The organism is Rhizobium sp. T1470 (assembly GCF_042140505.1).
In the GTDB taxonomy this organism is placed as follows: Bacteria; Pseudomonadota; Alphaproteobacteria; order Rhizobiales; family Rhizobiaceae; genus Rhizobium; species Rhizobium favelukesii.
This window is the reverse complement of record NZ_CP148092.1, coordinates 1092167-1112322: the sequence shown is the minus strand read 5'-3', so window position 1 is coordinate 1112322 and position 20156 is coordinate 1092167. Positions and strand designations below refer to the sequence as shown.

The following is a 20156-nucleotide window of genomic DNA, read 5'->3' as shown; positions in this document are numbered from 1 at the left end:
CATCACCGTCCCGGATAAGGCAGGGTCATCAGTCGGGCGATGTCTGGCCGGGCCTCTTCGTCGCCGCATAGCCTGAGACAGGCCCAGGCCGTCGCCAGATTGCTGCTGACCACCGGCTTGCCGATCTTCTTCTCGATTGCGCCGGCCACATTTGCCGCACGCAAGGCCGTGCAGGAGATAAAAAGCGCGTCCGATGCGGGCGCCATTGCTTCGACCGCCAGCGCTTCGATCTCCTTAGGCGCGATGCGGGCCATTTCCCTGTCGTCGGTGAAACCAAGGCAGGTGAAGCGATCGATCTCGAAGCCGAGACGCGTGAAGTATTCGGCCATCGGACGCCCGGTTTCGGCAACATAGGGCGTCAGGATCGAGATCCGGCGCGCGCCGAATGCCTTGAGTGCCGCAACGGACGCAGCCGTCGGCGTTACGACCGGAACGCCGGGCTTTGCCGTGGCAATCGCTTTTTCGATCTCGCCGTCACCGATCACCACAGAGGCAGACGTGCAGGAATACATGATAGCGTCGAGCCGCTCGTCCGGGAGGATAAGCCCCGCCCCTGCCGTCAGCGACGGTTGCATCTTCAGAAGGTTTTCCGGCGTGGTCGGATTGGCATAGTGGATGCGGCTTGCGTAAACGCCGATGCGCTCGCTCGCGACCATCCGCTGGAAGTCGGCTTCCGTCGTGTGGTCGGTTGCCAGAATGATGAGACCGATCCGCTTTTCAATCGGCCGATCATCAAGACGCGGACGGCGGTTGGCCAAAGTGATATCGACGGTTTTGATCATCAGTCATCCATCCGGGAATAGCGTTCCTCAAGCCAGCGCGACCCAATCACAGAGATCAGGCTGATCACCAGGAAGAAGACGCCAACGAGCGTCATCGGCTCGATATAGCGGTAGTTGCTGTTGGCGATGCTCTTTGCCTGGTTCATCAGTTCAAGGACGGTGATGGCCGACAGCAGCGGCGTTTCCTTGAACATCGCGATGAAATAGTTGGCGAGCGCCGGGATCATCGGCGGGATTGCCTGCGGCAGGATCACGTGGATCCAGGCCTGGCGTTCAGTCAGGTTTGTTGCCTTGGCTGCCTCCCACTGGCCACGCGGCACATTCTCGATACCGGCGCGATAGACCTCGGCTGTATAGGTGGCATAGTGCAGGCCAATGCCAATCACCCCGGCGACCAGTGGCGCAAGACGGATGCCGATGTCGGGAAGAACGTAGAAGATGAAGTAGAGCTGCACGAGCAGCGGCGTGCCGCGAATGAATTCCGAGAAGAAGCCGACGCCGCGCGACAGCGCCGTCACGGAAGAACGCCGAGCAAGCGCGATCGCAAGGCCAAGGATCCCCGCAACGATCGCACCGAGCAAGGTTGCGAGAAGGGTGATCTTGAACCCTTCGATGAGCGTCGGCATGATCTGCCAGACGAAATCCCAATCCCATTCCATGCGCTAGACCCTCATCCCGTCGAGACCGCGGGTCATGCGGTGTTCAAGCCAGCGCATAGCGGTGGAGATGGCCCAGGCCATCAGGAAGTAGAGCACCAAGATGGTGGCAAAGGGGATCAACGTATTGCCGGTCTGGGCCCGCACGACCTGTGCCTGAAAGGTCATGTCGGTCAGCGAAATCAGCGAAACGACCGCCGTTCCCTTGAGCAGTTCAATGGCATTGTTACAGAAGGTCGGCAGCATCAGTGGCAGAGCTTGAGGCAGGATGATGTAACGCATGCGCTCATAGCGCGACAGGTTAAGCGCGATGCAGGCCTCAGTCTGCTCGCGTCCGATCGCTCTGACAGCGCCTCGGACGACCTCGGCACCATAAGCGCCGACATTCAGCCCCAGCGCCAAAACGCCCGCCTGGAGAGGCGTCAGGGTCAGTCCTGCAAAGGGAAGTACGAAATAGACCCAGAAGAGCTGGACGAAGATCGAGGTACCGCGGAAGAATTCGATGTAGGCCGTGGCAAGCGCGCGCACGGCGAAGAAACGCGACAAGCGCGCGAGCCCGGCAATGAAGGCCATGACGAGCGCCAGGGCCGATCCCATCAGCGTCAGCTTCATGGTGACCAGTGCGCCTTCCAGGATCAATGTGAGGTAGCCGGTCCATCCCGACATCGGGCCGCATCCCTTTCAGAATTGAAGAGCCGGCTCCGTGCATTTCCTCACAGAGCCGGTGGTCCGCCGGTTTACTTTGCTGCGCAGAGCTTTTCGCGGCTCGTCGACATGGCGGCCGCTGCCGAGAAGCCGTAGGGTTCGATGATCTTTGCGAACTCGCCGGATTCCTTCATTTTCTTGAGCTCGACGTCATAGGCGTCGCGCAGTGCCACATCCTGCTTGCGGAAGGCAGCACCATCGCAATAGACCGGCGCTCCAACGACCGGTGCGATGGTTTCGAGGTTCGCATCGTTGGCCTTGGCCATGAGATCATGGATCGACAACACGGGCAGTGAGTAAGCATCGATGCGGCCATCTTGAAGCATCTTGATGCCGCTCTGGCCGTCCGGAACGACGATGACGCGATCGCGCGGAACGCCGGCTTCGAGCGCGAGCTTTTCCTCCGTGCCGCCGCCCGGAGCGCCGATCTTGGCATCCTGATTATCGGCGATGTCCTTGTAGCTCTTCAGCTTCAGCGGGTTGCCCTTCTTCACCGCAAAGGCTTCAGCGTCGCACAGCATCGGCTCGGAATAGGCGACCGCAGCACAGCGCTCAGGCTTCATGAAGAGACCGGCGGTAATGACGTCATGGCGGCCTGCCTGCAGGCCCGGGATCATCGCGCCGTATTCGGAGATCGAGGCGACGACATCCTTGACGCCGAGGCGCTGGAAGATAACGCGCGCCACATCGGGAGCCGCGCCCGAAACCTTGCCGTCGGCGCCAACGGCCGTAAAGGGTGGCTCGTTGGCGATCGCGATGCGGGCAAAACCTTGCTCCTTGAGCTCCTCAAGGTCAGCCGAATGTGCCGGTACCGTTGCCATGCCAAGCACTGCGGAAAATGCAGCTGCGCTCAGAAGAATTGTCTTTTTCATGTTCCCTGCTCCTGGTTGTTCTTGGATTGTCGGTTTTTCATTTGCATTGCGGTCAGATGCGATGGCCGGCCGCGATGATCTTGCGCAGGAAAGTCTGCGTGCGCTCCTGCGTCGGATTGCGAAAAATGTCGTTGGGCTTGCCCTCCTCGACGATCTTGCCGCGGTCGAAAAACAAGACGCGGTCGGCAAAGTCGTGAGCAAAGCCCATCTCGTGGGTGACGAGCAGCATGGTCATGTCGGTCTCGGAGGCGAGCCGCTTCATGACGCTCAGCACTTCCTCGACCAGTTCAGGGTCGAGAGCCGAGGTCACCTCGTCGAACAGCATTATCTTCGGCGACAATGCCAGTGCCCGCGCAATCGCGACGCGCTGTTTCTGCCCGCCCGAAAGCTGGGCGGGAGCGCTTTTGGCCTTATCGGCGAGGCCGACCATGTCAAGAAGTTCCATTGCACGTTTTTCGGCGTCCACACGCTTGATGCCCTTGGTCAGCATCGGCGCGAGCGTGACGTTGTCGAGCACGCACTTGTGGGGGAAAAGATTGAAGTGCTGGAACACCATGCCGATTTTTTCGCGCATCCTGCGCAGATGGCGCTCGTCGGCCGCCACCAGCGCGTTACCGCGCGGCATGTGATAAAGCTGCTCGCCATCGACCTCGATATGACCGCCGCTGATGGCCTCCAGCGTCATCAAAATGCGCAGGATCGTGGTTTTCCCCGATCCGGAGGGGCCGATCAGTGCCAGCTTTTCACCCGGCATGACATTCATCGACAGGCCGTCGAGCACGGTCAGCGGACCATATCTCTTGACGATGCTGTCGATGCGGATGATGGGCGTCGGCATTCATGTCTCTCCCTGTTGAGACAAGCAATGCGCTAACGATGAAGATGGTTCCAAATCATGTCAATTCGCAAAATAATATCATGACAATTATTCTGGACCTGCTCAATCCGAGGGGCAGGACTGTCAAATCGCAAGCAAGAGTGCTTCGGGGTCACCCTGCGCCAGAGACGCGACGATCCCAAGGCCCGTGCGCAATTCGCTCTCGGTTGTCGAGCCGAGCGAGATCCGCACGGCCGGTGTCCATCCCTGGTCGGCGGTGCGGAAGGAACTACCCGGCGCGATCGCCACGCCACGCAAGCGCGCCTGCGAGACAAAGGAATCTTCGACGTGGCCGCCTGGCAGCGGCAGCCAGACATGCAGGCTCTGCGGGTGGGCGCGATAGGAAAGTCCGGCCAGCGCCTCTGCAGCAATCGCATGCCGGCTTTTCAGCGCCTGGCGTTGCCAGTTAACGAGTTCCAATGCTGTTCCGTCACTCACCCAGCGCGTGGCGATCTCGGCCATTGCCGGCGTGGCCATCCAGTTCGATACCAGATGGCGGTTGGCAACGGCAGCAACGTAGCGGTCAGGGGCCGCGAGGTAGCCGATGCGAAGGCCCGGCACCGTGATCTTGGTGAAGCTCGTGACGTAGAGTGTTCGCTCGGGCGCAAAGGCTGCGATCGGTGGGGCGCGATCCTCGACCATCGGCCCCAAGATGTCGTTCTCGATGATGGCAATGTCATGCCGCGCCGCGACGTCCGCCAATTGCCGGCGCCGCGCCTCGCTCATCAGCGCTGCCATCGGGTTGATAACCGAGGGCTGGAGGAATACCGCGCGGACCGGTCCCTTCCGGCATGCTTCATCCAACGCTGCAGGGATCATCCCTTCCTCGTCGATTGCAAGCCCCTCCAGATGCAGACCGAGATAGGTCGAAAGGGGGACGAGCGTATGGTGGCTGATTGCCTCGGTCGCGATGGTGGAGCCTGGTGGGGCAACGCTCATCAGCGCGACCGTCATGCCGGATGTGGCGCCGTTCGTCACGCTGATGTTGAGCGGCGAGACATCAAGCCCGCAGCGCGCCAGCCATTCCACGGCGACCTTTCGGTGGCGCGGGAAGACCATATTCGGACGGAATGACAGAGCCGAGCTCGACGGCAGGTTTTCCGATAGCCAGCCGAAGGCCTGCCGCATCTTTTCGAGATGGATCTGTTCGCAAACAGGTTTCAGGATCGAAAGATCGATCACCTCGCCAAGCCGCTCCGGCAGATAGGGAGGTTCGGGCTCGCGCGGACGCGTCTGCACGAAGCTGCCCCGGCCGATCTCGCCTGAAATCAGCCCACGCCTTATCAGCTCGTCATAGGCGCGGCTGACAGTCTGGACAGAAAGCTTCAGGTCGTCGGCGAGTTTGCGATGCGGTGGAAGCCTGGTGCCGTCCGAAAGCTTGCCGTCGGTGATCGCGCTGGCAATCTGCTCGGCAAGCGAGAGATAGGCCGGACGTCGAAGCTGCAACGGATCGGGGCGCCAATTTGTCATGATTTCAACACTGGTGAAAATCAGTTCAATTGACAATGGCAAAACACGCTTCCATTGTCTTTTCCTCGCTTTTGAAATGATTTGCAGCCCCGGGGAAGCCATGAAGCTAGACGCCATCGATTTGCGAATTCTCGATGCAATTCAGCGCGATGGACGCATCACCAAGCTAGCGCTGGCCGAAAAGGCCGGCCTTTCGCCGACCCCTTGCTGGATGCGGTTGCGAAAGCTCGAAAAAGCCGGCATCGTGACCGGTTATCACGCACGCATTGCGCTTCGCCGGATTGCGCCGGTGGCAAGCGTCATGGTCGAAATTACCCTCGCCAATCACCGCCAGAGCGATTTCGAACGCTTCGAGCGGGTGATCTCGGGCATTCCCGAGGTCATCGGCTGCTGGGGTGTGGGGGGTGGTGTCGACTACTTCTTGAAAATTGTGGCGCCCGATATCGACGCTTATCAGCGGCTGATTGATGGGCTTTTGGACCGCGAACTCGGTATTGCGCGCTATTTCACCTATATCGTCACCAAGACCGTCAAGGACGAACTGGTGCTCCCGGTCGTAGCCCTCGTGCAGGCCGGCGAAACGCAATCTGATTCATAGACAGATCGCGCGGTTGAAAAAGCAGCCTTAGACAATCTCTCTGTTTCGGCCACCCTTAAAGGACAAAATCTCGTCTCCTCTCGTGACAGACTTCCCCGTCGGCAACGAGGAGACAGGTTATGACTGCGGTTTTTGCCCGCCCCGATTTTCACCCTGCGGTTTCGCGCCTCAAGGACAGGCATCTGCTTCGCGACCTCGCCTATGTCGATGGCCGCTGGTCGGCTGGCGCCGGCAATAAGAGTTTCGAGGTCACGGATCCTGCAAGCGGCGCGACAATCGCCTGGGTTGCAAGCCTTGGCGCCGACGAGACCGCGGTTGCCATCGATGCAGCCGCCCGGGCGATGCCCGCATGGCGTGCCTTGCTGCCGCAGGAGCGGGCCCGGATCCTGAGAAAATGGTATGAGCTGATACTTGCGGCCAAGGATGATCTTTCGCTCATCATGACGCTTGAACAGGGAAAGCCGGTGTCTGAATCTCGGGGCGAGATCGACTACGCGGCATCTTTCATCGAGTGGTACGCCGAAGAGGGCAAGCGGCTGAACGCCGAAAACGTGACGAGCCATTTACCGGGCGCGGAGATGATCGTGCGCCGCGAAGCGCTCGGTGTCGTAGGCATTGTCACCCCTTGGAATTTCCCTTGCGCAATGATCACCCGAAAGGCGGCGGCGGCACTTGCTGCCGGCTGCACCGTCGTTGCCCATCCCTCCTCGGAAACGCCGCTATCGGCACTTGCCCTTGCCGAACTCGGCGAGCGCGCCGGTCTTCCTGCCGGCGTCTTTAACGTCATCACAGGCGATGCTGCCTCCATCGTCGGGCGCATGTGCGAGGACGAACGTGTGCGCGCAATCAGCTTCACCGGCTCGACCGGCGTTGGCCGGCTGATCGCGGCGCAATGCGCTGCGACGATGAAGAGGCTCGTCATGGAACTTGGCGGCCATGCCCCGCTGATCATTTTCGAGGATGCCGACATCGACCACGCCGCAAGAATCGCGATCGACGCCAAGTTTGCGACATCAGGCCAGGATTGCCTCGCTGCCAACCGCATCTTCGTCCACCGTTCGATCGCAACGCGTTTCGAGGAAGCCTTTGCCGCGCGCATCAAGGCGCTGAAGGTCGCAGACGGGCTCTCGCCGGGTGCTGCGATCGGCCCGCTCATGCATGAGCGGGCCGTCATGAAGGTCGAAGAACAGGTCGACGACGCCGTAAAGCGCGGCGCAAAGCTTGTCACCGGCGGCAGACGCCACAAGGCAGGCAAGCTGTTCTTCGAGCCGACGCTTTTGACGAACGTCCCTGCCGATGCGTTGATCATGCGCGAGGAGACCTTCGGCCCGGTGGCCGCCATCACGCTCTTTGATACGGAAGAAGACGTCGTCGCCAGGGCCAATGATACCCAATACGGTCTGGTCGCCTACGTCGTCACCGGCAATGGTGCAAGGCAGATGCGGCTTGGCCGCGCGCTCGAATACGGCATGGTTGCCATCAACCGGGTGAAGATCACAGGCGGACCGATCCCCTTCGGAGGCTGGAAACAGTCCGGCCTGGGCCGCGAGGGATCGCGCCATGGCATCGAGGCTTTCACCGAACTCAAATATCTCTGCATCGACACCGCCGCCTGAGGCCGGCTCCCAATCAATAGATCAAGGACGACTGCCATGTTGGAAAGAAGCAACGAACTCAACGCCTGGGACCGGGACCATTTCTTCCACCCATCGACGCATATGGGCATGCATGCGCGCGGCGAGACGCCGACGCGCGTCATCGGCTCGGGCGAAGGCGCCTACATCACCGATATCGACGGCCGTACCAGCCTTGACGCCTTTGCCGGGCTCTATTGTGTGAACGTCGGCTACGGCCGCCAGAAAATTGCCGACGCGATCGCCAACCAGGCAACGAACCTTGCCTATTACCATGCCTATGTCGGTCACGGCACCGAAGCCTCGATCAGGCTGTCGAAGATGATCATCGACCGCGCTCCGAAAGGCATGAGCCGCGTCTATTTCGGTCTTTCCGGCTCTGACGCGAATGAAACCAACATCAAGCTGATCTGGTACTACAACAACATTCTTGGCCGGCCAGAGAAGAAGAAAATCATTTCGCGCTGGCGCGGCTACCACGGGTCCGGCGTGATGACGGGGTCGCTGACCGGGCTCGAGCTCTTTCATAATGCCTTCGACCTGCCGCGTGCACCGATCCTTCACACCGAGGCACCCTACTATTTCCGCCGCCCTGATCGCTTAATGAACGAAGAGCAGTTCTCGCAATATTGCGCTGACAAGCTTGAAGAGATGATCCTTGCCGAAGGACCCGATACTGTGGCCGCCTTCATTGGTGAGCCGATCCTCGGAACCGGTGGTATCGTGCCGCCGCCGAAGGGTTACTGGCAGAAGATCCAGGCCGTTCTCGACAAATACGACATCCTCCTCGTCGCCGACGAAGTGGTGACCGGTTTCGGCCGCCTCGGCACCATGTTCGGCTCGGACCACTACGGCATGGAGCCCGGCCTCATTACCATCGCCAAGGGCTTGACGTCGGCCTATGCGCCGCTTTCGGGCACGATTGTCTCCGACAAGGTCTGGCAGGTGCTGGTCCAGGGCTCGGATCAGATGGGTGCCATTGGCCACGGATGGACCTACTCGGCGCATCCGATCTGCGCTGCGGCAGGCATTGCCAATCTCGAGCTTATCGACGAGCTCGACCTCGTAAACAACGCAGGCGACACGGGAGCCTATTTCCGCGGTGAGCTCGCCAAGGCTCTCGGCTCCCACAAGCATGTCGGTGACGTGCGCGGCGACGGGCTGATGGCGGCGGTTGAATTCGTGGAAGACAAGGACGATCGCAAGTTCTTCGATACCTCCCGCAAGATCGGCCCGCAGATCGCGGCTGCCCTTCTCGAGCGGGGCGTGATCGGTCGCGCCATGCCCCAGGGAGATATCCTCGGCTTTGCACCGCCGCTTTGCCTGACCCGCGAGGAAGCGGACATCGTCGTTAAGGCAGCAGCGGGCGCAATCGATGCCGTTTTCAAATCAGTTTGAGGAAATATCCGATGACCATCGTTCCGAAGACCATGGCGGCCGTCCAGCTGACAGGGCACGGTGACCTCGACAAGCTGGTCTACCGCGCCGACGTCGCCGTCCCTCACCCGGCTGCCGGTGAAGTATTGATCAAGGTGTCGGCCTGCGGCATGAACAATACCGATGTATGGGTGCGCCAGGGTGCCTATGGTAGCGAAGATGACCCCGCTGCCGTTTCTACTTGGCGGCGGCAGAAAAACACGCTCACCTTTCCACGCATTCAGGGCACGGACGCGGTCGGCCACATTGTCGCGGTCGGTGACGGCGTGGAAGAGGCGCGCCTTGGCGAGCGGGTGATGGTCGATTTTTCAATCTACAATCGCGACGACGACAGTCTGGCCGACATCGACTATATGGGCCATGGCCGCGATGGCGGTTATGCGGAGTTCATGACGCTGCCGGCCGAAAATGCCCATGTCATTGCAACGGACCTCAGTGATATCGAGCTTGCTACGTTTTGCTGCGCCTATCTGACCGGCGAACGCATGCTGGAACGGGCGCGTCTGGCAGCAGGAGAACGCGTCTTCGTCACCGGCGCATCGGGTGGTGTCGGTTCGGCGATCATCCAGCTTGCCCGCGCCCGTGGTGCGATCCCGATCGCGCTGACGGCGCCCGGCAAGGAGCAAGCCTTGATCGACATCGGTGCAGAGGCGGTCGTTATCCGTGGCGGAGACCTGGTTGCTGATGTTCACAAAGCCTGCCTTGGTCAGCCGATCGACGTCGTCGCCGACCTGGTCGGAGGATCGATCTTCAATGACCTCCTTAAGATACTAAAGCCTGAAGGCCGGTACACGACGGCCGGCGCGATCGCAGGGCCGGTCGTCCAGATCGACCTTCGTACGATGTACCTGAAGCAACTGGAGCTGCATGGGTCGAGCCAGGGCAGCCGCGCCGATTTCCGGCGGCTTGTGAGCTATATCGAAGCCAAGAAAATCCGGCCGTTGGTCGCGGGCGTCTACCCGCTCTCAGAGTTCCACCGCGCTCAGCGCGACTTCATGGCGAAGAACTTCGTCGGAAAGCTGGTCGTGCGACCGGACCCCCGCAGGACCGTTTCCTAGGCGGCGGCCATCATACGGGGTCTGCCGACAGCGGATGCCGTCTGATCGCCGAGAAACAATCGGGGGCATCGCTTGTCTCGGTTCGTCCTCGCCGGGGCACGCGCTCGGGCGATTGATCGCAATGACCTGAAAGGTCGCTCCGTTCGATCCGTCGGCCGAGCGCATCATCGGGAACATCACCCGCGAATATCGACGCAGCCCCGGATCAGGCATTTTCCCTCTCGAGGCAGGCCATGATGGCAATGGATTCGCACACGACGAATTCGCCGTTTGTCAGCGTTGTCACCTTCCCGCCGGATTGAGGACAACATAGTCCGGCGTCTTGCTCTGACCCTTGGCCGGATCAAGGCGTATAGCCTCCCGACTTCAACGATGAAGGGCAGCGGTCAGCCATTTAACAGCATGGTCCGCAGCGATGGTTCGACGCATCCTGAGAGGAAGAAGCACGTTGTAATGATCATCTGCAGCAAGCTCTGATTCACCGAGCTCTACAAGCGTCCCATCATCGAGAAACGTTTGGATAAGAAGCCGCCAGCCCAAGGCCACGCCCTGGCCTGCCCGAGCGGCTGCGATCGTTTCCGTGTAGTGGTTGAAACGCAGCGAGGGCTTGACGCTCAACGAACGTCCGGTCTTCTCGACCCAGCTCGCCCAAGACAGCCAGGAACGATCCTGTGCATCGGTTTCGATAAACTCATCCAACGCCGAGAGTTCCGGCGAGCGCCGGGCGCGCATGTACTCTGGCGAGCAAACAGGAACGACGGCGTCGTTCTGTGAAGCGATGACCGTTCCGTCGCTGAAAGGCGGCGTCCCATAGCGGATCGCTATATCGATGTCTCCCGCGTTCAAATCGATGCGAGTGTCCTGCGAGACGACACGAATCTGTATTCCAGCGTTTTCCCGTCGGAAGTGCGCTAGACGTGGAAGAAGCCAGAAGGATGAAAACGCGACCGTTGCGCCAATTGTGACGACGTCCTTCTGCGACGAGCGGATGGACTGGATCGTATCAGCGATGTTCGCAAAACTCTGCGCGAGGGACGTCCCCAAGCAAAGGCAGGCTGCAGTTGGTTCGATCGCGCGGTGTTTGCGCACGAACATCGGCTGCTCGAGCTCCGCCTCCAGACCCGCAATCTGACGACTGACCGCGGCCTGGGTGACGCCTAGCTCGGCCGCGGCCAAAGTGAAACTCTTCCGACGGATGACGGCTTCCAGCGTCATGAGTGCCGTCAGTGATGGAATTCGCCTTCGGTAATCCATTCGCGCTCCATTACTTAAAGTCATGCGAATTGGAAAATTAATGCCGTTGAAGCGGCCTCCATGCAAGGGCAAACTAGCGTTGTCCAGCATAAGAGGTCATCATGCTAAACAGGCTCCCTTCCTCCATCTCAGCTCTCCTTGAAGCTCGTGCCCATGGTCACTCCCTGCCGGCGGGCCTCTATACTCGAGACGACGTCTTCGACGCCGACATCGATGTATTCTTCCACAAGCACTGGATCTGCGTGGGCCTGGACTGCGATGTTCCCGAACCTGGTGATGCGACCGTGATCGACATCGGCAAAACAAGCCTGATTGTGCTGCGTGACGACGACGGCGAGATCCGCGTACTTCACAACGTCTGTCGCCATCGCGGCTCCCGTCTGCTCGATCCCGGAAAGACCATCGTGTCAAAGCTGGTCTGCCCATACCACACCTGGACATACGAGCTGACCGGCGAACTCAGCTACGCGCCGCACATGGGCAAGGACTTGGACAAGAACTGCCACAGCCTGAAGCCCGTAAACTTCAAGTCCATCGGCGGCCTGATCTATGTCTGCCTCTGCGACGATCCGCCGACGGATATCGCAAACCTCGAGCAGACCATGATCGAGCGTCTTGCCCCCTACGACATCCGAAATGCGAAGATCGCCCATCACACAGACGTCATCGAGGACGGCAACTGGAAGCTCACGATGGAGAACAATCGCGAGTGCTACCACTGCTCCGCCAACCATCCTGAGCTTTGTGTGTCGTTCGTCGATCTCGACTTCGGCTTTGACCCGGAGACCCTCGGCCCCGAGGATCGCGAGCAGGCAGAGGAGCATTTCCGGCTCTACGACGAGAAGACGAAGGCTTGGGAGGCCGACGGCTTCCCATCCGCTGCTGTGGAACAGATGGCCGACTGCGCGACCAACTTTCGGACCCAGCGCCTGATCATCGCCGGTGCGGGCGAATCCCAGACCCATGACGCCACGGCTGCGTCGTCCAAGCTACTCGGCAGTATGACCCGTAAAGATCTCGGCGATACCCACCTTTGGGGTCACAATAGCTGGAACCACTTCATGGGTGACCATGCGGTTGTTGCGACCGTCATCCCGCTTTCTGCCGGTAAGACCCTCGTCAGGACGAAGTGGCTTGTCCACAAAGACGCCGTCGAGGGCAAGGATTACGACCTCGACAAGCTAACCGATGTTTGGATCGCAACGACAGACCAGGACGCAGACCTTGTCGCGCGTTCGCATGCCGGCGCACTCGATCCGGCTTATCAGCCTGGTCCCTACTCGCCGTTCTCGGAAACAAACCTGGACAAATTTGCGAATTGGTACATCGATCGGATGCGCGCTCATGGGTATTGATTTCGCACATGGCGGTATGGTCGCCCAACAGGCCTGGGACCGCGAGCACGACGAAAACCTGGTCTGCATTGACGTCCATCAGGAAACGCACGACGTGAGAAGCTTCACGTTCGCGTCGCCAGAAGGCAAGCGCTTCGACTTCGACGCTGGCCAGTACTTTCTGTTCGACTTTCCGGCAGGGGACGGCAGCGAGGCGCGATGCTATAGCATCTCGTCGTCGCCTCATCGCTCAAACGCCTTCACCGTCACGGTTAAGCGGGTTCCCGGTGGCAAGGTCTCGAACTGGCTTCACGACAACATGACCAACGGCACGACCGTGAAGGCTCAGGGTCCTCTTGGTCACTTCGTTCGGCCGAGACGCGCAGGCACCAAGCTGCTGCTGCTTTCGGGTGGCTCTGGCATAACGCCCGTGATGTCGATCGTCCGTGGACTGGCGGATAGCTGCGAACCGGCCGACGTGGTCTTCATGCATGCTTCGAGGACGCCGCTCGACCTGATTTTCCGCACCGAGTTGTCCTGTCTGGCTACGCGGATGAAAGGGCTGCGTCTCCATTTCCTTCCTGAAAGCGTAAATGGCGAGTTGGCCTGGCCCGGACTGACGGGGCGCATCACGCCGGAGTTTATGAAACTGGCCGTGCCGGACATCGCGGACCGAGTGGTGATGTGCTGCGGACCGGCTCCCTTCATGGCAGCCGCACGTTCCATCTCGGCGGACCTCGGCGTGTCCCCAGTCAACTACATCGAAGAGAGCTTCGACGCCGCCGTCATCGAGGAACCCGGGCTCCTGGTGGAGGAAGTCGCCGCAAACAAGGTGTTTCAGGTCGAGTTCACCAAACAAAGCCGCAAGATTGACGTATCGAGCGAGCAGACCGTGCTGTCCGCGGCGAAGAAGTCGGGCGCGCGGCTTCCGTCGTCCTGTTCGAATGGCGTCTGTGGGACCTGCAAATCGAAGCTCGTTTCAGGCTCGGTTGAGATGAACCATAACGGTGGCATAAGGCAGCGCGAGATCGACGCCGGCATGTTCCTCCCCTGTTGCTCCAAGCCGCTCAGCGATCTGGTTGTCGATCGCTGAGCGACGCACCCCGTAGGCATTTCGATATCTCAAGGAACCACGCGTATGCTACGTGGCGACGACAACTCTTCGCAGCCCGGCAACTCGACCGTCTTTAAGGACGAGCGCAAGCAGGCATACCTCAACCCGGAAGGTGCCGACCGTCCCCTTATCAGTCCGATCCCCGCAGTCACGCTCGACACGGCCAGGAAATACCGCCTCGGCCGCTTGCGGGCGAAGATGAAGGATTGGGACTGTTCCGCCTTGCTCCTGTACGACCCGGTCAACATCCGCTATGCGCTCGACTCGTCGAACATGAGCATCTGGACGATGCATAACCCGTCCCGATATGCGCTGATCCTTGCAGATGGCCCCGCGATCATGTTCGAATTCGAAGGAGCCGAACATGCCAACACCGGCCTTCCTGGGATTGACGAAGTCAGGACCGCCAGATCCTTCCTTTTCTTCACGGCCGGAAACCTGGCCGAGCACAGGATGCGGGACTGGGCGGACGAGCTTGCCAGCATCATCCAGTCGCACGGCGGCAACGCTAAGGTCGCAGTGGACCGTCTGGAGCCCGCGCCCGCGGCCGAGCTGAGAAAGCGTGGATTCGCGCTGCTTGATGGTCAGGCGCTGGCGGAGCGGGCACGGTCGATCAAAAGCCCGGAAGAGATCGAGCTTATGCGTTGGACTATCCGGGTGTGCGAAGCCGGAATGGCACGCATGTACGAGGTTTCGGAACCGGGCCGCACCGAGCGCGAGATCTGGGCGGAGCTTCATTTCGAGAATTCGCGCAGCGGTGGCGAGTGGCTTGAGACCAAGCTGCTAACCGCCGGCCCGCGGACCAATCCCTGGTATCAGGAGTGCTCCGACTACGTCATCAAGCGCGGCGATATGATCGCCTTCGACACCGACATGATCGGGCCTTTTGGATACTGCGCCGACCTATCTCGGTCCTGGACGTGCGGCCACGTGGCGATGAACGACAAACAGAAGGAGTTGTACTCGGCAGCCAGATCGCAGATCGAGCACAATCTTTCCATCATCCAACCCGGTTTGTCTTTTGTCGAGTTCAACGAGAAAAGCTGGCAGATCCCTGAAAAATACATCCCTTACCGCTACAGCTTGGCTGTGCACGGGACGGGCATGGCCGACGAGTGGCCGGGAATCCTGCTCCATCCCGACTTTGACGACGGCTTCACCGGCGTCATCGAGGAGAACATGGTTCTGAACGTCGAAAGCCTCATCGCAGAGGATGGTTCCGAAAGCATCAAGCTCGAGACCCAGGTTCTCGTCACCGCGAATGGAGCCGAACGCCTCGACACCTTCCCTTGGGAAGAACCCTGAGCGCCATTGGGATGACGCCAATTTCGCGCCTCGGACGTGCGTGGAAGTCGTGAACGCGGCGGCAAAAAGGCGATTTTGTGGACGTGCGCAAGCTTTGGAGCCATCTTGAGGCGTCGATGAACCTCATCTGGGAAGGGGACTACGTTCAGTCGGTATACGCGGCGTGCGAGCTGAGCGGATACGGCGTCGGCTCGCCGAGAAAACCATTGCGCGCCCTTCCCGCCGAGCGCCTTGCGGCGATCCGAAAATGCCTCGAAACGCTCACGGAGCGGGAAGCGATCTGACTTTGACCTCGGCTGCAGGACAGGTCTTCGTGGCATCCAGGCTTCCCAGTCGCGCGTCGGCAGCCATACGTTTTGCTCCGCAGCGCTGCCTCCGTTCAAGTCTCTGCGAGACGTCGGATACGACAGAATTCGCTAGCAACGGAACCGACGGGGAGAGCAACGCCTTCCCCATCTCTGCCAGGAAGGAATCCAGCGCATGCGGTCGCGCCCTGCCCGTTCGTCCATCTTTGACAAGGACGGACCGGGCGTCGTCTGCGCTTAGCCAAGCTGAACCAGGTGTCGGGTCTGCGCCATTTTCTCGCCTCTCGAAAAGCCGCTAGATCGCCTTGACCAGTTCCGGCAGGGCCTCGAACAGATCGGCGACGAGACCGTAGTCGGCAACCTGGAAGATCGGGGCCTCTTCGTCCTTGTTGATGGCGACGATGACCTTCGAATCCTTCATGCCGGCGAGGTGCTGGATGGCGCCCGAGATGCCGCAGGCGATGTAGAGATCAGGCGCCACGACCTTGCCGGTCTGGCCGACCTGCCAGTCGTTCGGGGCATAACCGGCATCGACGGCAGCGCGCGAGGCGCCGACGGCGGCACCGAGCTTGTCGGCGACCGGCAGGATGACCTCCCTGAACTTTTCGGCAGAGCCGAGCGCCCGGCCACCGGAGATGATGATCTTCGCCGAGGTCAGTTCCGGACGGTCGGAGGCCGACAGCGCGTCCTTGACAAAGGTCGACAGACCCGGGTTGGCGGCGGCCGCAATGGTTTCGACCGGGGCGGAACCGCCTTCGGCCGCTGCAGCAAACGAGGCGGTGCGCACGGTGATGACGCGCCTGGCGTCGGTCGCCTGTACCGTCTGGATGGCATTGCCGGCATAGATCGGCCGCTTGAAGGTATCGGCCGAGACCACCTCGATGATCTCGGAGACCTGGGCGACGTCGAGGAGGGCGGCCACGCGCGGCATGACGTTCTTGCCGGTCGAGGTGGCGGCGGCGATGATCGTGTCGTAGCTGCCGGAAAGCTGGACGATCAGCGCCGCCAGCGGCTCGGCCAGATTGTTGGCAAGGCTTGCATCCTCGGCAACCAGCACCTTGGCAACGCCGGAGAGCTTGGCTGCCTGCTCGGCTGCTGCCTTGGCGCCGGCGCCGGCGACCAGCACGTGCACGTCGCTTGCCTGTTCCTTGGCAATCTTCGATGCCGCCGTCAGCGTCTTGGCGGTCTGGTCGGAAAGGTGGTTGCCGTCGTGATCAGCCAGAAGAAGAATGGCCATGGATATATCTTCCTTTCTCGAACCCTAGAGGACGCCCGCTTCGACTTTAAGCTTCTCGACCAGCTCGGCGACCGACTTGACCTTGACGCCGGCCTTGCGGCCGGACGGCTCCTCGGTCTTCAACACCTTGAGGCGCGGTTCGGTGGAGACGCCGAAATCGGCAGGAGCCTTCTTGTCGAGCGGCTTCTTCTTCGCCTTCATGATGTTCGGCAGCGAGGCGTAGCGCGGCTCGTTGAGACGCAGATCCGTGGTGACGACGGCCGGCAGCTTGATCTCGATCGTCTGCAGGCCGCCATCGACTTCGCGGGTCACCTGAGCCTTGCCCCCAGGACCAGGGACTTCGATCTCGATCTTCGAGGCAAACGTCGCCTGCGCCGTGCCGAGCAGGGCCGCCAGCATCTGGCCGGTCTGGTTCGAGTCGTCATCGATTGCCTGCTTGCCTGTGATGATGAGGCCCGGCTGCTCGGCATCGACGACGCCCTTGAGGATCTTGGCAACCGCAAGCGGCTCTAGCGTCTCGTCGGTCTCGACGAGGATGGCGCGGTCAGCACCCATGGCAAGCGCGGTGCGCAGCGTTTCCTCGGCCTTGGCAGGACCGATCGACACGACGATCACTTCGTCGGCCTTGCCGGCTTCCCTCAGCCGCAGCGCCTCCTCGACCGAGATCTCGTCGAACGGGTTCATCGACATCTTCACGTTCGTAAGCTCGACGCCTGTGCCATCCGGCTTCACGCGGATCTTCACGTTGTAGTCAACCACCCGCTTCACGGGGACGAGAATTTTCATGGGGACCCCTTTTTGTATTTCCTGTTGCCTCGTTAGCTGGTCCTAAGCGCATAACGCCCAGAACGCGAAGAGTGGCGTGTTTAAGGACCGCATGGCGTGTTTGATGTTCGGGAGATTGTAGAAGGTTCCTCCCTTTCCCGGTGCAAACCAGGCACTATCCCCCTGTCGAAACTCGCTGTCGGATAGAACGAGGTATGTTTCTTCCGGAGCGTGATTGTGGTCAGGATAGCGCACGCCCGGCGCCATGAGAGTGACGCCCAGCCACACGTCGTCCCGGTCCTCCAGCCCGCCGGGGCCGACGATCACTGCGTTGGCGTGGCCATCGACGAAGTTCTCACTCGCAGTGTCGTCGTATTTGCTACGGCGCCTCCATTTAAGGCGCGGCTCCAAGGCCTCGAAGCGTCCAAGCATATGCTGCAGCAGAGGGTCGTCGACCTTAAGAGCCAATGCCTCGGGTAGCCATTCGCAGACAGGAAGCCGGCTGCCGGTCCCGTGCTTCTCGACGCCCTTGTGCTCCAATAGACCGAAGATCTCGAGGATCGAGCGGCGACCGTTGAGGTCCTCGACCTGCCTGTCGAAGACCGCGAAGGCCGCATCGATGAAAAGCTGAAGATCCGCGCTTCTTTCAATCATGTTGTCGTTCTGCCTAAGGGGGACGGCAGCCGGGAGGGACACCGGCCGATCAGATCAAAGATCCTTCGCGATTCTGAGCCCATCGTAGATCGCAGCATGGGTGTTGCGGGCTGCGACCGCGTCGCCGATCCGGAAGAGCTGGAACTGTCCGTCCGGATTGCGGACGACCGACTGCGGCTTGCCGGAGAGGAGCTGGTCGTACGACGCCTCGCCAAGATTTTTAGAGAGAGGCTTGAGTTCAAAGTATAACTCGTCCAGCGGAATCGTGCCATGATTGACCACGATCTGGTCGACGACACGCTGCTTGGCAACGCCGCCGTAGTCGCTACCCACCTTGGCGACGATCTGGTTGCCGGTCTTTTCCGCCGATTCCAGCCGGAACGTGACAGTGAATGTCACGTCGAGCTTCTGCAGCGAACGCATGTAGGGTACCAGGTTCATCGCCATGACTTCAGGAGCGAACGATCGGTCGGGCGTCATGATCTCGACCCTGGCGCCCGCCTTGGCCAAGAATTCCGCCGCCTGAAGACCTGCGTGGTCGCCGGCGTCGTCGAAGACGAGGACGTTCGATCCCGGCTTAACATCGCCGGAGATGATGTCCCACGAGGAAACGACCAGTTCGTTACCTATCGACAGCACGTCCGTGTGCGGGAGACCGCCTGTCGCGATGATGACCACGTCGGGGTTTTCCGCAGTGATCGTGTCGCCCTCGGCCCAGGTGTTGAATTGGAAGGTGACGCCGAGCTTTTCGCACTGGCTCATACGCCAATCGATGATGCTTATCATCTCCCTGCGACGCTCGCTTTGCGCGGTCAGCCTGATCTGTCCGCCCGGATTGTTCGCGGCTTCGAAGACGACGACCTCGTGGCCGCGCTCGGCCGCCACGCGTGCAGCTTCAAGACCGGCCGGGCCCGCACCGACGATCACGACCTTCTTGCGGACCTCCGCCTTCTGGACAATGTGAGGCATCGTCTCCTCGCGGCCAGTCGCCGCATTATGAATGCAGAACGCCATGCCGCCTTGGTAGATGCGATCCAGACAGTAGTTCGCTCCAACGCACGGGCGGATGTCGTCTTCGCGCTTCTCGATAATCTTACGGACGATGTGCGGGTCCGTCATGTGGGCTCGCGTCATCCCCACCATGTCCACCTTCCCCGCCGCGATCGCATGACGGGCGGTGGCTACATCTTGAATCTTCGCCGCGTGGAACGTCGGAAAGTTCGTCGCCGCACGAATCTCTCCAGCGAAATCGAGATGTGGCGAGTTGGCCATGCCCTGGATGGGAATAACGTCTGTGAGACCCGCATCGGTATCGATATGGCCGCGGATGACGTTGAGGTAGTCGATCAGACCGCTGTCACGCAGGCGCTTCGAGATCTCGATGCCTTCCGCCTTTCCCGTGCCGCCGGGAAGACATTCATCAGCGGTATAGCGAACGCCCAGAATGAATTCGTCGCCGACCCTGTCGCGTATCGCCTTGAAGACGTCGAGACAGAAGCGCATGCGGTTCTCGATCGATCCGCCGTATGGACCGTCGAGTTCATTGGTGAGCGGAGACGTGAACTGATCGATCAGATGGCCGTAAGCCTCAAGTTCGACGCCGTCCATGCCCCCGACCTTCATGCGTTCGGCCGCATCAGCGAAGTCTTTTATGATGCGTTCGATATCCCAGTCTTCGATCTTCTTCGGAAACGCCCTGTGCGAGGCCTCGCGATGGTGGGACGGAGCGACGACCGGCAGCCAGTCGCCCTTGTCCCAGCGGGTACGCCGGCCGAGATGGGTGAGCTGGATCATGATGGCGGCGCCCTGCTCGTGCACGGCATCGGTCATTTCCCTGACCCACGGAACGATCTCGTCCTTGTAGGCGAGCAGGTTGTTGAAGACTGGTGGGCTGTCTCGAGAAACTGCGGCCGATCCTGCAGTCATCGTCAACGCCACGCCGCCTTTCGCCCTTTCGACCGTGTATGCGCGATATCGCTCCTTGGGCATGCCATCCTCCGGATAGGCCGGCTCGTGCGAGGTGACGATGATGCGATTGCGCAGTTTGAGATGCTTGAGCTGATAAGGCTGGAGAAGAGGATCGTTCGACATGTGCCCGG

Annotated in this window: 18 protein-coding genes and 1 pseudogene; 8 read left to right on the top strand and 11 right to left on the bottom strand. The window is 60.6% G+C overall.

The window, feature by feature from the left end; genetic code table 11:
- Positions 1-2: 2 nt before the first annotated feature.
- From eutA to WGT02_RS26500, 6 genes are all read right to left on the bottom strand, one after another.
- The gene (gene eutA, locus WGT02_RS26525) at positions 3-782 is read right to left on the bottom strand and encodes an ectoine utilization protein EutA (protein ID WP_024317511.1); all 780 of its coding nucleotides are present in this window, start codon (positions 780-782) and stop codon (positions 3-5) included.
- Entirely contained in the window at positions 782-1441 is a 660-nt protein-coding gene (gene ehuD, locus WGT02_RS26520; protein ID WP_024317510.1) for an ectoine/hydroxyectoine ABC transporter permease subunit EhuD, read from the bottom strand. The genes eutA and ehuD overlap by 1 nt, the downstream gene beginning before the upstream one ends.
- A gap of 3 nt (positions 1442-1444) precedes the next feature.
- The gene (ehuC, locus tag WGT02_RS26515; RefSeq protein WP_208247471.1) at positions 1445-2104 is read right to left on the bottom strand and encodes an ectoine/hydroxyectoine ABC transporter permease subunit EhuC; all 660 of its coding nucleotides are present in this window, start codon (positions 2102-2104) and stop codon (positions 1445-1447) included.
- 71 nt (positions 2105-2175) lie between these two features.
- Positions 2176-3015, bottom strand: coding sequence for an ectoine/hydroxyectoine ABC transporter substrate-binding protein EhuB (gene ehuB / locus WGT02_RS26510; protein ID WP_024317508.1), 840 nt, complete (start codon positions 3013-3015; stop codon positions 2176-2178).
- Between the two features lie 52 nt (positions 3016-3067).
- Positions 3068-3853, bottom strand: a complete 786-nt coding sequence (gene ehuA / locus WGT02_RS26505) for an ectoine/hydroxyectoine ABC transporter ATP-binding protein EhuA (protein ID WP_208247468.1) — start codon at positions 3851-3853, stop codon at positions 3068-3070.
- A 123-nt stretch (positions 3854-3976) separates the two neighbouring features.
- Positions 3977-5362: a PLP-dependent aminotransferase family protein gene (locus tag WGT02_RS26500; protein WP_024317506.1), complete on the bottom strand. Its 1386-nt coding sequence runs from the start codon at positions 5360-5362 to the stop codon at positions 3977-3979.
- 100 nt (positions 5363-5462) lie between these two features.
- On the opposite strand from WGT02_RS26500, the gene WGT02_RS26495 reads away from it, so the two are divergent.
- The 4 genes from WGT02_RS26495 to WGT02_RS26480 all read left to right on the top strand — a co-directional run bounded on the left by WGT02_RS26495 (position 5463) and on the right by WGT02_RS26480 (position 10089).
- Positions 5463-5960: an Lrp/AsnC family transcriptional regulator gene (locus WGT02_RS26495; RefSeq protein WP_024317505.1), complete on the top strand. Its 498-nt coding sequence runs from the start codon at positions 5463-5465 to the stop codon at positions 5958-5960.
- Positions 5961-6079: 119 nt separating this feature from the next.
- On the top strand, positions 6080-7576 hold the full coding sequence (locus WGT02_RS26490) for an NAD-dependent succinate-semialdehyde dehydrogenase (protein ID WP_024317504.1): 1497 nt from the start codon (positions 6080-6082) through the stop codon (positions 7574-7576).
- 36 nt (positions 7577-7612) lie between these two features.
- Positions 7613-8992: an aspartate aminotransferase family protein gene (locus WGT02_RS26485; protein WP_208247466.1), complete on the top strand. Its 1380-nt coding sequence runs from the start codon at positions 7613-7615 to the stop codon at positions 8990-8992.
- A gap of 11 nt (positions 8993-9003) precedes the next feature.
- Positions 9004-10089, top strand: a complete 1086-nt coding sequence (locus WGT02_RS26480) for an alcohol dehydrogenase family protein (protein ID WP_024317503.1) — start codon at positions 9004-9006, stop codon at positions 10087-10089.
- A gap of 366 nt (positions 10090-10455) precedes the next feature.
- On the opposite strand, the gene WGT02_RS26475 is transcribed toward WGT02_RS26480, so the two are convergent.
- On the bottom strand, positions 10456-11343 hold the full coding sequence (locus WGT02_RS26475) for a LysR substrate-binding domain-containing protein (protein WP_208247464.1): 888 nt from the start codon (positions 11341-11343) through the stop codon (positions 10456-10458).
- A gap of 101 nt (positions 11344-11444) precedes the next feature.
- On the opposite strand from WGT02_RS26475, the gene WGT02_RS26470 reads away from it, so the two are divergent.
- From WGT02_RS26470 to WGT02_RS26455, 4 genes and pseudogenes are all read left to right on the top strand, one after another.
- Positions 11445-12698: an SRPBCC family protein gene (locus tag WGT02_RS26470; protein WP_024317501.1), complete on the top strand. Its 1254-nt coding sequence runs from the start codon at positions 11445-11447 to the stop codon at positions 12696-12698.
- Entirely contained in the window at positions 12688-13770 is a 1083-nt protein-coding gene (locus WGT02_RS26465) for an FAD-binding oxidoreductase (RefSeq protein WP_208247462.1), read from the top strand. The genes WGT02_RS26470 and WGT02_RS26465 overlap by 11 nt, the downstream gene beginning before the upstream one ends.
- A gap of 45 nt (positions 13771-13815) precedes the next feature.
- Complete coding sequence (locus tag WGT02_RS26460) at positions 13816-15096, top strand: Xaa-Pro peptidase family protein (protein WP_208247460.1); 1281 nt, start codon at positions 13816-13818, stop codon at positions 15094-15096.
- Positions 15097-15103: 7 nt separating this feature from the next.
- Positions 15104-15380, top strand: a pseudogene (locus WGT02_RS26455) (dihydrodipicolinate synthase family protein); the annotation flags it as partial.
- A 316-nt stretch (positions 15381-15696) separates the two neighbouring features.
- Here WGT02_RS26455 and WGT02_RS26450 read toward each other — a convergent pair.
- The 4 genes from WGT02_RS26450 to WGT02_RS26435 are packed head-to-tail and all read right to left on the bottom strand — an operon-like array spanning position 15697 to position 20148.
- The gene (locus WGT02_RS26450; RefSeq protein ID WP_208247456.1) at positions 15697-16638 is read right to left on the bottom strand and encodes an electron transfer flavoprotein subunit alpha/FixB family protein; all 942 of its coding nucleotides are present in this window, start codon (positions 16636-16638) and stop codon (positions 15697-15699) included.
- Between the two features lie 24 nt (positions 16639-16662).
- Positions 16663-17424, bottom strand: coding sequence for an electron transfer flavoprotein subunit beta/FixA family protein (locus tag WGT02_RS26445; protein ID WP_208247453.1), 762 nt, complete (start codon positions 17422-17424; stop codon positions 16663-16665).
- A 42-nt stretch (positions 17425-17466) separates the two neighbouring features.
- A complete protein-coding gene (locus WGT02_RS26440; RefSeq protein ID WP_208247451.1) occupies positions 17467-18057 on the bottom strand; it encodes a dimethylsulfoniopropionate lyase in 591 nt (196 codons plus the stop codon).
- A 54-nt stretch (positions 18058-18111) separates the two neighbouring features.
- Entirely contained in the window at positions 18112-20148 is a 2037-nt protein-coding gene (locus WGT02_RS26435; protein WP_024315972.1) for an NADH:flavin oxidoreductase, read from the bottom strand.
- Positions 20149-20156 lie beyond the last annotated feature (8 nt).

What these genes read in the sequence shown, in the direction of transcription:
- eutA (WP_024317511.1), bottom strand. Translation starts at nt 782, where the DNA reads ATGATCAAAACCGTCGATATCACTTTGGCCAACCGCCGTCCGCGTCTT.
- ehuD (WP_024317510.1), bottom strand. Translation starts at nt 1,441, where the DNA reads ATGGAATGGGATTGGGATTTCGTCTGGCAGATCATGCCGACGCTCATC.
- ehuC (WP_208247471.1), bottom strand. Translation starts at nt 2,104, where the DNA reads ATGTCGGGATGGACCGGCTACCTCACATTGATCCTGGAAGGCGCACTG.
- ehuB (WP_024317508.1), bottom strand. Translation starts at nt 3,015, where the DNA reads ATGAAAAAGACAATTCTTCTGAGCGCAGCTGCATTTTCCGCAGTGCTT.
- ehuA (WP_208247468.1), bottom strand. Translation starts at nt 3,853, where the DNA reads ATGCCGACGCCCATCATCCGCATCGACAGCATCGTCAAGAGATATGGT.
- WGT02_RS26500 (WP_024317506.1), bottom strand. Translation starts at nt 5,362, where the DNA reads ATGACAAATTGGCGCCCCGATCCGTTGCAGCTTCGACGTCCGGCCTAT.
- WGT02_RS26495 (WP_024317505.1), top strand. Translation starts at nt 5,463, where the DNA reads ATGAAGCTAGACGCCATCGATTTGCGAATTCTCGATGCAATTCAGCGC.
- WGT02_RS26490 (WP_024317504.1), top strand. Translation starts at nt 6,080, where the DNA reads ATGACTGCGGTTTTTGCCCGCCCCGATTTTCACCCTGCGGTTTCGCGC.
- WGT02_RS26485 (WP_208247466.1), top strand. Translation starts at nt 7,613, where the DNA reads ATGTTGGAAAGAAGCAACGAACTCAACGCCTGGGACCGGGACCATTTC.
- WGT02_RS26480 (WP_024317503.1), top strand. Translation starts at nt 9,004, where the DNA reads ATGACCATCGTTCCGAAGACCATGGCGGCCGTCCAGCTGACAGGGCAC.
- WGT02_RS26475 (WP_208247464.1), bottom strand. Translation starts at nt 11,343, where the DNA reads ATGGATTACCGAAGGCGAATTCCATCACTGACGGCACTCATGACGCTG.
- WGT02_RS26470 (WP_024317501.1), top strand. Translation starts at nt 11,445, where the DNA reads ATGCTAAACAGGCTCCCTTCCTCCATCTCAGCTCTCCTTGAAGCTCGT.
- WGT02_RS26465 (WP_208247462.1), top strand. Translation starts at nt 12,688, where the DNA reads ATGGGTATTGATTTCGCACATGGCGGTATGGTCGCCCAACAGGCCTGG.
- WGT02_RS26460 (WP_208247460.1), top strand. Translation starts at nt 13,816, where the DNA reads ATGCTACGTGGCGACGACAACTCTTCGCAGCCCGGCAACTCGACCGTC.
- WGT02_RS26450 (WP_208247456.1), bottom strand. Translation starts at nt 16,638, where the DNA reads ATGGCCATTCTTCTTCTGGCTGATCACGACGGCAACCACCTTTCCGAC.
- WGT02_RS26445 (WP_208247453.1), bottom strand. Translation starts at nt 17,424, where the DNA reads ATGAAAATTCTCGTCCCCGTGAAGCGGGTGGTTGACTACAACGTGAAG.
- WGT02_RS26440 (WP_208247451.1), bottom strand. Translation starts at nt 18,057, where the DNA reads ATGATTGAAAGAAGCGCGGATCTTCAGCTTTTCATCGATGCGGCCTTC.
- WGT02_RS26435 (WP_024315972.1), bottom strand. Translation starts at nt 20,148, where the DNA reads ATGTCGAACGATCCTCTTCTCCAGCCTTATCAGCTCAAGCATCTCAAA.